Source organism: Brevundimonas basaltis, assembly GCF_014202075.1.
GTDB lineage: Bacteria > Pseudomonadota > Alphaproteobacteria > Caulobacterales > Caulobacteraceae > Brevundimonas > Brevundimonas basaltis.
The window spans coordinates 424,341-439,519 of record NZ_JACHFZ010000001.1 but is presented as its reverse complement, the minus strand read 5'-3'; the positions used below and the strand labels follow the sequence as shown (position 1 = coordinate 439,519).

The following is a 15,179-nucleotide window of genomic DNA, read 5'->3' as shown; positions in this document are numbered from 1 at the left end:
TCGCTATTCGCCGGCCGGAACGGCCGGGGCCCGGGCCGCTTTCGCGTCCCTGCCCCCGGCCGCGCCGGTCGATTGCAGTGAAGATTTCAATGGGAAGATCACGCACACCCGGGCGCCCGTCAGCTGCTCGGCATCGGCCAGCCTCAGCTCGCCGCCGTGCTCCTCGCAAATTCGTTTGACGATGGCCAGGCCGAGACCAGTGCCCTTGTCGCGCGTGGTCACATACGGCTCGGTCAATCGGTCGCGGTCCTTGGCCGGAAGGCCGACGCCGTCATCCTCGATGACGAAAGTGATCAGGTCGTCCGCCGCCTCGAGGCGCGCGCTCACGCCCGGACGTTTGCCGTCCCCCGCTCTTGGCGCGATCGCACGTCGCGCCGCCACCGCCTCGCCGGCGTTCTTGAGGATGTTCGTCAGGGCCTGACCGACCATGCGGCCGTCGGCGTGAAGCACTACGTTCGGCAACGGCTCGATCAATTCCACGCCGATATCGGGCGCCGCGACCCGCTGCGCGAAGACCGCTTCGCGCAGAAGTTCGGCCGGGTTCTCGGCGGTAAAGCGCGGCGCCGGCATCCGGGCGAAGGACGAGAACTCGTCGACCATCCGGCCGATGTCGCCGACCTGGCGGATGATGGTTTCGGTGCAGCGGTCGAACACCTCGACGTCGTCGCCAACCTGTTTGCGATAGCGCCGCCGCAGGCGCTCGGCTGACAGCTGGATCGGGGTCAGCGGATTCTTGATCTCGTGAGCGATGCGCCGCGCCACGTCGCGCCAGGCCGCGTTACGCTGGGCCGTGACCAGGCGGGTGATGTCGTCGAAGGTCAGCACCATCTCGCCGCCGACGCCGCCTTCGATGCGGACGCGCAGGCGCCGGGTTTCGTCGTCTCGGCTGACGTCGATTTCTTCCTCGATGTGGGCCTCGGCCCGGCCGGCCAGCTCGCCCAGTTCCGGCGCCGCCTCGGCCAGCGGGTGACCGATGATGTCCTCGCCGGAGGACAGACCGAGCAGCTCGACCGCGCTGTCGTTGATGGCCGAGACACGGCGCTGCCGGTCGACGCCGATCACGCCGGCCGACACGCCCGAGAGCACCGTCTCGATAAACAGGGTCCGCCCCGTGGCCTCCTCGCTGGCCGCCCGCAACGCCGCCTGCTGCGCCTCAAGGTCCCCGGTCATTCGGTTGAAGGCGGCTGTCAGGTTCTTGATCTCGCCGGGCCCATCCTCGCCGTCGACCCGCGCCGTCAGATCGCCGCTCGCCACCCGGTCCGCCGCCTCGACCAGCCGTCCGATGGGCGCGGAGATCGACGTCGCCGCCGCCATGCCCAGCCATATGGCGCCGACCAGAACCAGCAGGGCGGTCTCGATGTAGCTGAGGGCGAAGGCCGCCTGGATGCGGTCGCGGCTCTTCTGCGCCTCCCGGTAGGCGACGATGGACTCCTCGGCCGCGGCCAGCTGATCGAACAGCCCCGGCCGCAGCGGCCGGACCACATACAGGTAGGCCTCTCCGTAGGCTGGAAAGGCCACAAGTCCCCTGACCGCATCGGGATTCCGCGTGGGCTGTTGCACCGATGGCTCTTCGCCGGCCGCAGCCTCCTCAAGGGCAGCGGGCGACGGAGCCATGTAGGGTGGCGCGTCAGGCCCTTCGCCGCTTGCGAGGACCGCGCCGTCGTCGTCGATGATGTAGATGGCCGGGTACCCGAACAGCTCCCCGACCTGCGCCAGCGCATCCGAGAATTGGATCGGATTGCCGAACAGGGGGCGAATGCCCTCCAGCTGCTCTGCGATGACCGCCAGGTCGCCATCGATCTCACCGGAGACATCGCTGGTGTAGGCGCGGCCGATGGCGGCCCCGTTGTTTACGGCGGTCTCGACGTTCTCGCTGAACCATTGATCCACCCCCCGGTTGACCACCACCCCGAACACCAGGGCGATCAACACGGCCGGCACCAGTGCGACCAGCGAGAATATCGTGACGAAGCGAAGATGCAGCCGTGCGCCGGCCTGACTGCGGTGCTGGAACAGCGACAACACGCGCCGACCGACGACCAGCCCCAGCCCTCCAATAACCAACAAATTGAAGCCCAGGATGACCAGCACGGCCTGATGAGCCATGCCGCGCGCCCCCTCGTCACCCGCATCCGGCGCGACCGCGACCAACCAGATCGCTGCGGCTGTGATCAGGAAGGCGACTGAATAGGCGATCAGGAACGTGTTGCGCCGACGCTCCTCCGACCAGCCGGCGAACCAGCGCGCCGGCCCCCGGAGCGGGGCGGCGTCGGGTCCGGCAGGCGTGGAGGGCGCGTCCGTCATGCTGTTCCAGCTTCGGCGAACTGTGACCCGATATCAACAGCCGAGTTGCCGGAATGCGTCAGTGGTCGCCACAGCTCGGCCAGGGCGATCTCCACCTGGTCCGGCGCCTCAAGGCGACACAGCCGCGCTTTGGCTGCGCGGCGCTCCAGCGGGTCCTCCGGCCACGGCGCCTGTTCGACGTACCAGCCGAGGTGTTTGCGGAACATCTTGAGCCCCAGCGGCAGGCCGTAGAAGCCGACCGAGGCGCGGAGATGTTCCACCACGATCTCCAGCCGCTCCTCGCGGTCAGGCTCCCGCATCACCGTCCCGTCGGCCAGCGCCCGCTCCAGATGAGCCGCCAGCCATGGTCGTCCGTAAACCCCGCGCCCGAGCATCAGGGCGTCGGCGCCCGACTGTTGCAGCGCCGCCCGCGCGTCATCGGCGTTGATGATGTCGCCGTTGACGATCACCGGCACGCTGACCGCCGCCTTGACCTCGCCCACGGCCGTCCAGTCGGCGACGCCGGTGTAGAACTGCTGCCGCGTGCGCCCGTGCACCGTCACCGCCCGAACGCCCAGCGCTTCGGCCCGGCGCGCCAGTTCCGGGGCATTGCGGTTGGCGTCGTCCCAGCCCAGCCGCATCTTGACGGTCACCGGGCGACTGGTCGCCTCGACCGCCGCCTCGATCAGCCGGCAGGCCAGATCCGGCGTGCGCATCAGGGCCGAGCCGCAGGCCGAGCCCGTCACCTCCTTGGCCGGGCAACCAAAATTCAGGTCGACGATGTCAGCGCCGGCCTGCTCCGCCATGCGCGCGCCCTCGGCCATGGCGGCCGGATCGCGCCCGACCAGCTGGATCACCGTCAGCGGCAGGCCCTCGCCCACCGCCGCCCGCCGCACCACATCGGGCCGCGCCCGCGCCAGTTCGGCGGCGGCGACCATCTCGGTGGCCACATAGGCCGCGCCCAGCCGGCTGGCCAGCAGCCGGAACGGCAGGTCGGTGATCCCGGTCATGGGCGCGGTCAGCACCCGGCCGGGCACCCACACGTCGCCGATCTGAAGGCCGTTGCGCATGGGGCGGCAGATAGGGCTTTTGAGGCCGGTGGTCCAACTCTGCCGCCGGCTCAGCCCAGGGCGAGTGCGGCGCGCAGGGCGAGAACGATCAGGACCACGCTGGCCGCCATGAAGATGGCGAACCGCAGGACGATCAGGTTGATCAGCGCCTGGACCAGGCTGTGGACCACCCTCAGCGCCACATAGCTCCAGGCCAGCGCGAGATTGATGGTGTCACCCTGCCCGAGCAGGGCCAGGGTCAGGGCCGTGGCGTAGAACAGCGTCGGCTGCTCCATCAGGTGATTGTAATTGTCAGCCTTCCATCGCACCTGCGGCGGCAGGCCGCCCAGCATGACGTCCCGCGGCTGGGTCGGATCCAGCGATGTTCGGGCGCGGATCATGGCGGGCAGTCGGGTGGCGTAAAGCCAGCCCCACATCACCATCGACCACAGCACCAGGGCCATGACCGGCTGCAGCATGACGTGGCTCATGGTCGTCCTCCTACGGTCAAGCTGACCCGGCGTGCGGTCCGTTGTCAAACAGGATGAACACCGCGACGGGCTCTCGTCAGCGCGACACGGCGTGTCTACAAGCGGGCCATGAGCTTCCTCGCCATCATCGTCGCCGCGGGAACCGGCTCCCGCGCGGGCGGCCCGAAACAGTGGCGCGATCTCGCCGGTCGCCCTGTCCTGCGTTGGTCGGCCGAGGCCCTGCTGACGACCGGCGCGTCCGAACTGGCGGTGGTCGTGGCGCCCGGCGCCGAGGCCCGGGCGGCCGAGGCCATGGCCGGTCTCGGGCATTGGTCCGCCGTGGTCGGCGGCGACACCCGCGCGGCCTCGGTGCAGGCGGGTCTCAATGCCTTGACCGGCCGGCCGGACGCCCGTGTGCTGGTGCACGACGCCGCCCGGCCCCTGCTGGACGCGGCGACCATTCGCCGGGTCCTCGCCGCCCTTGAGGGGGCGGACGCCGCCCTTCCGGTCCTGCCGGTCATCGACAGCTTGCGGCGAGGCGCCGACGGCCTGATGGGCGACCCGGTCGGGCGCGACGGACTGTGGCGGGCGCAGACGCCGCAGGGCTTCCGCCTGGGCAGCCTGCGAGACGCCTACGCCCGATGGCCGGGCGACGCCCCGCCGACGGACGACGTCGAGGTCGCCCGCGCCGCCGGCCAGGCCGTGGCCCTGGTCGAGGGCGACCCGCGCCTGATGAAGCTCACCTTCCCCGAGGATTTCGCCATGGCCGAGGCCTTGATCCCCCGCTGGACCCGCGTCGGCCAGGGCTTCGACGTGCATCGCTGGGGCCCGGGCTCGTCGGTCTGGCTGTGCGGGGTCGAGATCGCCCACGACCAGACCCTCATCGGCCATTCCGACGCCGACGCCGGCCTGCACGCCCTCACCGACGCCATTCTCGGGGCCATGGGCGACGGCGACATCGGGGATCACTTCCCGCCGACCGACCCGCAGTGGAAGGGCGCTTCCTCCGACCGCTTTTTGGTTCATGCCGTGGAGCGGTTGCGCGCGCGGGGCGGCCGGTTGCTCAACGTCGATGTCACCCTGATCTGCGAGCAGCCCAAGGTGAAGCCGCACCGTCAGGCCATGCGCGAACGCCTCGCCGCCCTGCTGTCGCTGCCGCTCAACGCCGTCAGCGTCAAGGCGACCACGACCGAGGGCCTGGGCTTCGCCGGCCGGGGCGAAGGCCTCGCCGCCCAGGCGGTGGCGACGGTTGACCTGCCGGCCTGATCACGGGCGCTCGGGCGGGGGCCGGAACGACCGCCACAGCGCCCCGAACATGTTGACGTAGTCGTCGGTCCACGGCCGCACGTCGGTCCCGGGCGCCTCGCGCCAGTTCGGCTTGCCGCGAAAGTCGGCCAGACCCTGTTCGGTCGGCGAGATCACCACGGCCTCGGTCGAGGCGACCGCCATCTGCGGCAGGGAGTCGTCCTCGACGTACAGCCCGTGCAGGGCCGGCCGCCCCAGCGTCCTCGCCGCCGCGATGGTGGGCAGTACAATCTCGAGATTGCGGTTGGACAGGTGTAGCAGCACCACCCCATCCGGCTTCAGCAGTCGCAGATAGCCCTCGATGGCCTCGACCGTCAGCAGATGGGTCGGAACGGCGTCCGACGAGAAGGCGTCGATGACCAGCAGGTCGTAGCTTCCCGCCGGCTGGTCCTCCAGCGTCAACCGGGCGTCGCCCAGCACTGTGTCGATCCCGCCGACCGCGCAGTCCGAGATGTAGGTGAACCAGCGTGGATCGCGCGACATCCGGTCGACCATCGGGTCGATCTCGAAAAAGGTCAGCGAGTCCTGCGCGCGCTTGTAGGCCGCCATGGTGCCGGCGCCCTGCCCGACCACCCCGATCCGCGCCGGGCCCCGCGCCTGAACGATCTCCGCCGACTGCCCGATCGGGGTCAGCGGATTGTAATACAGGCTCGGCTGGCAGTCGTAGCGGGCGTCGCGCGCCTGGGCGCCGTGCCAGGTGGTTCCGTGCGTCAGGATGTGCACGTCGCCGCCCAGCCCGGGGTCCTGCTGGACCGCCACCCGCATGACGCCGAAGAAGCTCCGTTCGGCGTAGCTGTCTTCGTAGCCGCGGGTCACGAACTGGGCTGACAGACCGATCATCAGCAGGGCGGCGGTGAACGCCTGGGCGCGGTCGCGCAACAGAAAGGCGCAGATCAGCGCCGGCGTCAGGATCAGCATGCACAGGGTCTGCAACGGGAACAGCGGGATCACCCGCCACAGGGCGGCCCAGGCGTCGGGATCCGCCGTCATCCACCCCGACAGGGCCGCGGCTGCTACGGCCAGCACGCCGACCGCGACCAGCGCCCCGGTTTCCTCGCCGCGCAGCTGGCGCCGATCCCATGGTCGGGCCAGACCGACCAGCACCAGCACCAGCGGGTACTCCCACACCAGGTTGAAGATCACGGGCGCCACCAGGGCGGTGAAGGCCCCGCCGAGCACGCCGCCGACCGACAGCAGCAGGTAGAACTCGGTCAGCCGGTCCGGCGGCGGCCGCCGCGCGGCCAGCATCTGGTGGCACATCAGCGCCGCGAAGAAGAAGGCGAGGATGTGGATGACGAAGGCGATCCTGATATCCAGCGTCCGGAAGGCCACGATCAGCACGACCATGGCCCCGAGCGCGCCCTGCACCACCAGGGTGACGGGCAGCGGGATCCACGGCCGGCTCTGGAAGGCGATGACGAAGGTCAGCAGATAAAGCGCCAGCGGGATGACCCACAGGAACGGCGCCGAGGCGACGTCGGTGGACAGGTGGGCGGTCACCCCCAGCATCAGGCTGGACGGCGCGGCGGCGAGCAGGATCATTATGGCCTTCTCGCGCCACGGGATCGGCGGCGTCGCGGCCAGCCGCGCGGGCTCGGCGGCGCGGTCGATGCGGCGGCTCCAGACCACGAAGGCCAGGGCCGCGACCATCAGCAGGAAGGCCCCGTAGCCGCCCGTCCAGCCCATTCTTTGCCCGACCAGATTGGTCAGCGGCTCGATCACGAACGGATAGGACAGCAGCGCCAGGAAGCTGCCGAGGTTGGAAGCCGCATAGAGGACATAAGGGTTCTTGCCGTCGGCGTAGCCGGCGCGCACCCGTGCGAACCAGGCTTGCAGCAGCGGCGCCGTCGCGGACAGCACCGCGAAAGGCGCGCCCACCGACAGGGCCAGGGTCGCCAGCAGCCAGGTGATCGGGGCGGCCGGATCGGGATCGCCGAGCCAGCCGTTGATGCGCAGCGGCAGGAACAGGGCGGCGGCCAGCAGCAAGGCCAGATGAACCGCCACCTGCACTTTGATCGAAGCGATCCTCTGCAACAGGTGGGCATACAGGTAGCCGCCCAGCAGCGCCGCCTGGAAGAACACCATCGCCGTGTTCCACACCGCCGGCGATCCGCCCAGCATCGGCAGGACCAGCTTTGTAACCATCGGCTGGACCACGAAAACCAGCGAGGCGGAGGTGAAGATGGCGACGGCGAACAGCAGCGGGGTCAGGCGGTCGGCGGGCCGGATCGAAACCCCGGGTTCGCCAGTGGTGTCGCTCATGCCCGCCCCGTATGCTGGCGCCGCTCGGGCGCATCGCGCCACCCTGAACCGACTCGCCGCCGCTCCGGAAGGCCCTCGCCCATGTTTCCCGACGATATCGAAAACCTCGCCCGCCGGGTCGTCGAGACCGCGACGGCGGCGGAGCTGACCGTAACGGCGGCCGAGAGCTGCACCGGCGGCCTCGTCACCGCCGCCCTGACGGCGGTGGCCGGATCGTCGGCGGTCGTCGAGCGCGGCTTCGTGACCTACAGCAACGCCGCCAAGCGCGAGATGCTCGGCGTTCCGGCGGACCTGATCGACCGGCATGGCGCCGTCTCGGAGGTGGTGGCCCGGGCCATGGCCGAGGGCGCGCTCAACCAATCCGCCGCGCAGGTCTCGGTCGCCGTGACAGGCATCGCCGGTCCGGGCGGGGGATCGGCGGACAAGCCGGTCGGCCTGGTGCATTTCGCGGCCGCCGGTCCGGCCGGACTGATCCATGTCGAGCGCCGCTTCGGCGACATCGGCCGCGAGGCCGTCCGGCTCGACAGCGTGCGGGTCGCCGTCGGCCTGCTGTTGGACCGGATCGGCGCATGATCGTCGACGCTCGCGGCCACCGTTGTCCGACCCCGAGCCTGAGGCTGCAGAAAGCCATGCGCGGAGCGGTTCCCGGCGCGCGTCTCACCCTGCTGGCCACGGATCCGATGGCCCGCATCGACGTGCCCTATCTGATGGCCGGCGCCGGCGGGTGGGTGGTGTCGATCGAGGAGGCCGACGGAGTCCTGACTATCGAGGTCGAGACGCCCGCCGCTCCGACAGGCTGACCACGGACTCCGGCAGCGGATCGGCCGGCTCCAGCTCGGGCGCGTCCATCGAACGCTGGACGATCTCCATCTCGGTGGCGAAGGCCCCGCCGTAGAAGATGGCGTTGACGTTCCACGACAGCCAGATCAGCAACACCACGATGGCGCCGACCGAGCCGTAGGTCGCGCCCAGCGGCGCCAATTGCTCGACATAGATGGCGCACAGCCAGGACGAGACCGTCGACATGATCGTCGCCAGAACCCCGCCGACGATGGCCGGAAACCACGCCACCGGCGTCCGGTGCGACATGGCGTACCGGTAGAGCATGGTCAGGCCGACCACGAGGCCGACCGCGGGCCACAGTCCCACGAGGGCCGAACCTTCCGCGCCATTGGCCGCGCCAGGTCCTGTGTGGGCCAGAAGCCGGGATGTCACCACGGCGCCGGACACCACGGTGAACAGGGCGAAGGCGAACAGGGCCACGAAGAAGGCCAGCAGGTTGAACTTCAGAAAGCCGTGGGGCTCGCTCTCGTCATGAATCAGGTTCAGTCCGGCCAGCAAGGCCTTGAATCCACGGTGCGCCGCGTAGCCGCCGATGATCAGTGCGAAGGCGCTCTGCGCCGATACCGTGCGCGCCGAGGCATTGGCCAGCCGGTCGATCTCGGTCATGAAGATGGCTTGGGCCGCGTACGGCATCACATCCGCCAGCGCCGCCGCCTGTTCGCTGACCTGGCTGATCGAAAGCACCGCCTTGTAGAAGCCGATCAGGATGGCGATGGCGGGGAACACCGCCAGCAGGGCGAAGAACGACACCCCGCCCGTGTAGAGCATGACGTCCCGGCCCCAGCTACGCGCGAAAGCCTTGACCGCCAGACGGCCCCACAGCGCTGGCGTCGCCCAGCGCACGGCGTCCTCGATTTCCTTACTGGCCTGCAAACCGGTGTCCTGTCCCCGCCGCGAAGCCGTTCCCTTTAGCGCAATTCGCGTCTGGGGAAAGGAGGACGCCGCCGGTTGCCTCGCCACGGGGACCGTCGCTATGGTCCGCGCCATGAGATCGCGGCCCGGGTGGGGGGCCGCCGGAGACTTCGCCTTGACTTCCGATCCGCGCATTCTGGTCGTCGCCCCTGATGACGACCTGATCGGGACCCTGTGCCAGGGGCTGGACGCCCTGGGCTGGCGCACGGTCACGGCGCGCTCGCTGGCCGGCGCCGTACAGGTGTTGATCGACTGGCCACTGGAGACTGTAATTCTGGACGCCCGCCTGCCGGATGCGGTTGAAGGCGTCGCCGCGCTGCGCCAGACGGTCTCGCCCCGTCGCCTGCCGGTCATGGCCATCGGCCCGGCGGCGGCGGACTGGCCGGCGGAGGCCGCCGATATCGCCATGTCAGCCCCGCCGCATGCGGCCCAGGCGGCGCTTCGCCTCGACAACCTCGTTCGCGCCGCCATCGCGGAGGAGGAGGTCACCTTGCGCGAGGCGACCTTCGCGGCCCGGGGCGAGCCCCTGCCGACCGCCGAAATCGACGCCAGCGCGTTGCGGGTGCTGGCCGCCGGCAAGGCCGACCGACACTTCCTCGCCTTGTCGAACGCTCTGGTGGCCCACGGCTGCGAGGTGGTCGCCGCGCCGACGCCCTACACCGCCTTTGACTATCTGCACGAGCGGCCGTTCGACGCTGCCGTCTTGTGGGGCGCCGAGGACCACGCCCCCGCCCTTTCGATCGCCTCGGGCATGAAGCGCAACACCCGCCTCTACCACATTCCGGTGGTGCTCTATCTGCGAGGCTCGGGCGAAATCAACCTGGCCGAGCTCTACAATCGCGGCTTCGCGGACGTCGCCGCCGCCGACACGCCGGAGGAAGAAACTGCCGAACGGATCGTCGCGCTCGCCCGTCATCATCGGCGGCACGTCGCGATCCGCAAGGCGCTGGAGAGCGCGCGGGGCTCGGGCCTGACCGATCCGGCCACGGGCCTGTTCACGCCCGAACTGTTCGCCAGCCATCTGGCCCGGGTGGCCGAGGGCGCTCGCGCGCGCCGCCGTCCGCTGTCGGTCGTGGTGCTGCGGGTGTCGGACACCCCGCCGGTGGCCGAGGCCCGCAAGGGGGGCTGGCTGGACCGCGCCCTGCCCCAGATCGGCGCCATGGTCTCGCGGTTGATCCGGACGGAGGACACGGCGGCCCGCCTGTCGCCCGACGTCTTCGCCCTCGCCCTCCCCGCCACCCGCGGCCCCGCCGGCCGGATCGCGGCCGACCGGATCGCCGCGGTCATTGGCTGCACCGCTTTCGACGCCGGTCCCGACCGCTCGCCCTTCGTGGTCGAGTTCGAGGTCGGTGTGGCCGAGGTCGGGCCGGGCGAATCGCCGGCGGCGGTGCTCGAGCGCGCCTCGGCCGACATCCGGGCCACACCAGCCGGGAACTGACGCCATGACCGACGCTGAAACACCCAGGGAGGACCACGTCCTCGTCGAGGTCACGGTCCCCGCCCCCGCCGACGCAGTCTGGGCCGCCCTGCGCGATCCGGCGAAGATCAAGGACTGGTTCGGCTGGGACGCCGACACCCTGAAGGACGAAATCGACTTCATCTTCGTCACCCACGCCGCCGCCGATGAGGCGACGCGCACCGTCACTTTCGTCGGCGTCAATGATCGCTACGAAGTCGAGGCGCGCGGCGACGCCAGCGTGGTCCGCGTCGTCCGTTCGGCCCCGGCGAGCGACTGGTCGGACGTCTTCGACGGCATGATCGAGGGCTGGATTTCCTTCACCTGGCAGTTGGCCTTCGCCTTCGCCCGCCATCCGGGCCAACCCCGGCGGACCCTGTTCTTCTCCGGCCCGCCGCGCGAGGATCGCCTCGCCCGGTCGCTGCTCGGCCTCGACGCCGCCCCGGCCGGCGGGGAGCCCTGGATTGGGCCGCTGGGCCCGGAGAGCGCCGCCGGGCAGGTCTGGTTCACCGCCCGCCACCAGATCGGCGTCACCGTCGACGCCTGGGGCGACGGCCTGCTGGTCGTGGTTGATCAGCCGCCAACCGACAGCAAGCCGCGCGGCTTCGCCATGCTGACCCTGACCACCTACGGCCTCTCCGACGACGCGCTCGGCGACCTTCAGGCTCGCTGGCAGGCGTGGTGGGACGAACGCTTCGAAACCGCCGCGCCAGGCTGCTAGCCGGCCCCCGCGACCCGCGCCAGATCGGCGGTGATCCGCTCGGCGACCTTGAGCCGCTCGGCCGCCGTGTCCCAGTCGCCCTTGACCACGATCTTCTGGTCCGGCCGGATCTTCCAGAAAGCGTGGTTCTTCTGGATCAGCCCGATCAGTCCCGCGGGATTGGGGAATTCGTTGTTGCGCAGGGTCAGCACCGCGCCCTTGGGCCCGATGTCGATGCGCTCGATACAGGCCGTCTTGCAGTTGGCCTTGATGCCGACGATGCGCAGCAGCTGTTTGGCCTCGTCCGGCAGCGGCCCGAAGCGGTCGATAAGCTCGGCGGCCAGCGCTTCGCGCGTCTCGGAATTTTCGGCGTCCGACAGGCGCCGGTAGAGGCTCAGCCGCACATTCAGGTCCGGCACATAGCTCTCGGGAATCAGCACCGCCGCGCCGACATTGATGGCCGGCGACCAGCCGCGATCGACCACGCCGCCGCCTTCGCCCGCCTGGCGCAGCTCGGCGACCGCGTCTTCCAGCATCTGCTGGTACAGTTCGACCCCGACCTCGCGAATATGGCCGGACTGTTCGTCGCCCAGCAGATTGCCGCCGCCCCGCTGGTCCAGATCGTGGCTCGCCAGCTGGAAGCCGGCGCCGAGGTTGTCGAGCGACTGCAGCACCTGCAGCCGCCGTTCCGACGACAGGCTCATCGGCTTTTCGGGCGGGGTGGTCAGATAGGCGAAGGCCCGCGCCTTGGCCCGCCCGATCCGCCCCCGGATCTGGTGCAGCTGCGCCAGACCGAACATGTCGGCCTTGTGCACGATCAAGGTGTTGGCGGTCGGAACATCGAGTCCGGACTCAACGATGGTGGTCGACAGCAGCAGGTCGTAGCTGCCGTCGTAGAAGGCGCTCATCACGTCTTCCAGCTGCGTCGGCGACATCTGGCCGTGGCCGACCACGAACTTGATCTCCGGCACCTTCTCGCGAAGGAATTGTTCGATATCCGGCAGGTCGGACAGGCGCGGCACGACGTAGTAGGCCTGCCCGCCACGATATTTCTCGCGCAACAGGGCCTCTCGGACCAGCACGGGGTCCCACGGCGTCACATAGGTCCGCACCGCCAGTCGATCGACCGGCGGCGTGGCGATGATCGACATCTCGCGGATGCCCGACAGCGCCATCTGCAGCGTGCGCGGGATCGGCGTGGCGGTCAGCGTCAGCAGGTGGACGTCGGCCCGCAGGGACTTCAGCTTCTCCTTGTGCTTGACCCCGAAATGCTGCTCCTCGTCGACGATTACCAGGCCGAGGTCCTTGAATCCGACCTGTTCGCTGAGCACCGCATGGGTGCCGACCACGATCTCGAACGAGCCGTCCTTCAGCCCCGCCCGCGTCTCCGCGGCGTCCTTGGCCGTCACCATCCGGGACAGGTGGCGCACCTTGACCGGCCAACCGGCGAAACGCTCGCTGAAGGTCTTGAAATGCTGCCGCGCCAGCAGGGTCGTAGGACAGACGATGGCCACCTGCTGGCCGCTCATCGCCACCACGAAGGCGGCCCGCAGCGCCACCTCGGTCTTGCCGAAGCCGACGTCGCCGCAGATCAGCCGATCCATCGGCGTGCCCTTGCCGAGGTCCTCCAGCACGTCGCCGATGGCGTTCAGCTGGTCGTCCGTCTCCTCATAGGGGAAGCGGGCGCAGAACTCGTCGAACAGTCCCTGGGGCGGAGTGATGGCGTCGGACGTCCGCAGCGAGCGCTTGGCGGCCAGGGCGATCAGTCCCTCGGCCATGTCGCGCAGCCGCTGCTTGGCCTTGGCCTTGCGCGCCTGCCAGCCCGCGCCGCCCAGCCGGTCGAGCTGCGCCTCATCGGTCTCCGAGCCATAGCGGGTGAGCAGGTCGATGTTTTCGACCGGCAGATACAGCTTGCTGTCGCCGGCGTAGAGCAGTTCGAGGCAATCGTGCGGCGCCTCCTGGATCTCCAGCGTCTTCAGGCCCTCATAGCGCCCGATGCCGTGATCGAGGTGGACGACCAGATCGCCCGTGGTCAGAGCCGACGCCTCGGCCAGGAAGTTCGAGGCCCGCCGCTTCTTCTTCGGCCGCGCCAGCCGGTCGCCGAGCATGTCGGTCTCGGAGATGACGGCGATGCTGTCGGTTTCGAAGCCATGTTCCACCGGCAGGACGCCGCGCAGATAGATGTCCTTCGGCGCCTTCTGGACATCGGCCCAGTCGCGCACCGCCACCACATGCTTCAGGCCGTGATCGGCCAGCATCGAGGCCAGCCGCTCGGACGAGCCTTCGGTCCATGAGGCGAACAGCACCCGTTTCCCGGCCGCCTTCAGCCCTTCCGCATGTCGCGCCACGGCCTCGAACAGATTGACGCTGTCCTGGGCCCGTTCGGCCGCGAAACTGCGGCCCAGTCGTCCGCCTGCGTTTTCACCGCCGTTGTCGAAGGGAGAAAGCCGCCGGATCCAGCGCCCCGCCAGGGCGCTGTTCCAGTCGCTCTCGGGCAGATACAGCCGTTCGGGCGGCAGGGCGCGATAGGCCGCCCCGGCCTTGCCCATGGCCGCGTCGCGTCGGGCGTCATAGGCGTCCTTGGTCAGGACCCAGCGTTCCGCCCGCGCCGCCTCGACCTGGTTGTCGAGGAACAGCCGCGCGTCGTCCGGCAGATAGTCGAACAGGGTCTCCAGCCGGTCGTAGAGCAGCGGCAGCCAGTGCTCCATGCCCTGCCGTCGCGCGCCCTCGCTGACGGCCATGTAGAGCGGGTCGTCGCCCGCCGCGCCGAACAGGCTCAGATAGCCGGTGCGGAAGCGCGAGATGCTGTCGGCGTCCAGCAAGGCCTCCGACACCGGAGCCAGCGACACGTCGCGGCGTTGCCCGGTCGACCGCTGGGTGTCCGGATCGAAGGTGCGGATCGACTCCAGCTCCGAGCCGAACATGTCCAGTCGCACCGGCTCATCGAAGCCCGGCGGGAAGACGTCGATCACCCCGCCCCGGACCGCGAACTCCCCGCGATCCGAGACGGTCGAAGCCCGCATATAGCCGTTGGCGGCGAAATACCGTTCCAGCGCCTCGGTATCGAGGTCCAGCCCCACCGTGGTCTCGAAGCCGGCGCCGCAGGTCACCTCGCGGGGCGGCGTCCGCTGCATCGCCGCGCCCACCGTCGTCACGACCAGCAGCGGCCGCCTGTCGCCGGCGTCGCGCTGCGCCAGCCGGGTCAGGGCCGCCATCCGCTCGGCCGACACCGACGAAGTCGGGCTCAGCCGGTCATAGGGCAGACAATCCCACGCCGGAAACTCCACGACTTCAATGTTGTCGGCGAAAAACCGGAATGCCTGAACGAACTCGCCCATACGAGCGTAGTCGCGCGCCACGAAGACGCCGACCCCGCCATCCGTCTTGAGCCGCTCCGCCACGGTCAGGGCGTCCAGCCCCTCCGGCGCGCCGCCCAGTTCGCGATCATCCCGCCTGACCATCGCGTCCATCAACCCGCTCCCCCGGCCACGGCCGCCGCGACATGGTCGCGCATGAAGGCGCGGATCTTCGCCATCACCGATGTCTCGTGCTCCGCCGGCGTCGGCTCGCTGCCGATGATCCAGGCATAGAGTTGGTGATCGTCGTCCTGGGCCAGCAGGGCCTCCAGCGCATCCAGTTCCGCCGCGTCCAACTCCGGTCCGATCCGATCCACGAACGGTCCCAGCACCAGGTCCGCCTCGCGGAACCCCCGCCGCCACGCCCGGAAGGCGATGCGGCCCAATCTCTCTTTCAGACGTGCGTCGGTATCGGCCACAAGCTTCCTTGCCCGGTGGAATTCGTGAGAAGCGCCCTCGAACGGCATAACGCGGCGCGGCGAGCGCAGGGCACTTCAATGAAGCGCGTCAGATAGCGTTCCAGACGCGCTTTCGCCAGCTATG

At 69.7% G+C, this 15,179-nt stretch carries 12 protein-coding genes; 5 read left to right on the top strand and 7 right to left on the bottom strand.

The window, feature by feature from the left end:
- Positions 1-3 precede the first annotated feature (3 nt).
- Genes HNQ67_RS02335 through HNQ67_RS02325 form a run of 3 tightly spaced genes read right to left on the bottom strand, consistent with a single transcriptional unit; the run spans position 4 to position 3,823 of the window.
- Positions 4-2,304 carry a sensor histidine kinase NtrY-like gene (locus tag HNQ67_RS02335; RefSeq protein ID WP_183251939.1) on the bottom strand — a complete coding sequence of 767 codons (2,301 nt, stop codon included), beginning with the start codon at positions 2,302-2,304 and terminating at the stop codon, positions 4-6.
- Entirely contained in the window at positions 2,301-3,353 is a 1,053-nt protein-coding gene (gene dusB / locus HNQ67_RS02330; protein ID WP_183251937.1) for a tRNA dihydrouridine synthase DusB, read from the bottom strand. Before dusB ends, HNQ67_RS02335 begins: the two co-directional genes overlap by 4 nt.
- A 50-nt stretch (positions 3,354-3,403) precedes the next feature.
- Positions 3,404-3,823 (bottom strand): MAPEG family protein, encoded by a 420-nt coding sequence (locus tag HNQ67_RS02325; RefSeq protein WP_183251935.1) that lies wholly within the window; start codon positions 3,821-3,823, stop codon positions 3,404-3,406.
- Positions 3,824-3,931: 108 nt separating this feature from the next.
- On the opposite strand from HNQ67_RS02325, the gene HNQ67_RS02320 reads away from it, so the two are divergent.
- Positions 3,932-5,068, top strand: a complete 1,137-nt coding sequence (locus tag HNQ67_RS02320; RefSeq protein ID WP_183251933.1) for a bifunctional 2-C-methyl-D-erythritol 4-phosphate cytidylyltransferase/2-C-methyl-D-erythritol 2,4-cyclodiphosphate synthase — start codon at positions 3,932-3,934, stop codon at positions 5,066-5,068.
- On the opposite strand, the gene HNQ67_RS02315 is transcribed toward HNQ67_RS02320, so the two are convergent.
- The gene (locus HNQ67_RS02315) at positions 5,069-7,369 is read right to left on the bottom strand and encodes a fused MFS/spermidine synthase (protein ID WP_183251931.1); all 2,301 of its coding nucleotides are present in this window, start codon (positions 7,367-7,369) and stop codon (positions 5,069-5,071) included. It abuts the gene before it with no gap.
- Positions 7,370-7,450: 81 nt separating this feature from the next.
- On the opposite strand from HNQ67_RS02315, the gene HNQ67_RS02310 reads away from it, so the two are divergent.
- The gene (locus HNQ67_RS02310; RefSeq protein WP_183251928.1) at positions 7,451-7,942 is read left to right on the top strand and encodes a CinA family protein; all 492 of its coding nucleotides are present in this window, start codon (positions 7,451-7,453) and stop codon (positions 7,940-7,942) included.
- The gene (locus HNQ67_RS02305; protein ID WP_183251926.1) at positions 7,939-8,169 is read left to right on the top strand and encodes a sulfurtransferase TusA family protein; all 231 of its coding nucleotides are present in this window, start codon (positions 7,939-7,941) and stop codon (positions 8,167-8,169) included. Before HNQ67_RS02310 ends, HNQ67_RS02305 begins: the two co-directional genes overlap by 4 nt.
- Here the strand turns inward: HNQ67_RS02305 and HNQ67_RS02300 are convergent.
- Positions 8,132-9,085 (bottom strand): YihY/virulence factor BrkB family protein, encoded by a 954-nt coding sequence (locus HNQ67_RS02300; protein ID WP_246347403.1) that lies wholly within the window; start codon positions 9,083-9,085, stop codon positions 8,132-8,134. The genes HNQ67_RS02305 and HNQ67_RS02300 overlap by 38 nt on opposite strands.
- Before the next feature lie 154 nt (positions 9,086-9,239).
- Here HNQ67_RS02300 and HNQ67_RS02295 point away from each other — a divergent pair, with 154 nt between their 5' ends.
- The gene (locus tag HNQ67_RS02295) at positions 9,240-10,562 is read left to right on the top strand and encodes a diguanylate cyclase domain-containing protein (RefSeq protein ID WP_183251924.1); all 1,323 of its coding nucleotides are present in this window, start codon (positions 9,240-9,242) and stop codon (positions 10,560-10,562) included.
- Between the two features lie 4 nt (positions 10,563-10,566).
- Entirely contained in the window at positions 10,567-11,301 is a 735-nt protein-coding gene (locus tag HNQ67_RS02290; protein WP_183251917.1) for an SRPBCC family protein, read from the top strand.
- On the opposite strand, the gene mfd is transcribed toward HNQ67_RS02290, so the two are convergent.
- Positions 11,298-14,750 carry a transcription-repair coupling factor gene (gene mfd / locus HNQ67_RS02285; protein ID WP_183251915.1) on the bottom strand — a complete coding sequence of 1,151 codons (3,453 nt, stop codon included), beginning with the start codon at positions 14,748-14,750 and terminating at the stop codon, positions 11,298-11,300. The two genes, HNQ67_RS02290 and mfd, sit on opposite strands and share 4 nt — an antisense overlap.
- Complete coding sequence (locus HNQ67_RS02280) at positions 14,750-15,055, bottom strand: FAD assembly factor SdhE (RefSeq protein ID WP_343054786.1); 306 nt, start codon at positions 15,053-15,055, stop codon at positions 14,750-14,752. The genes mfd and HNQ67_RS02280 overlap by 1 nt, the downstream gene beginning before the upstream one ends.
- Positions 15,056-15,179: the final 124 nt, after the last annotated feature.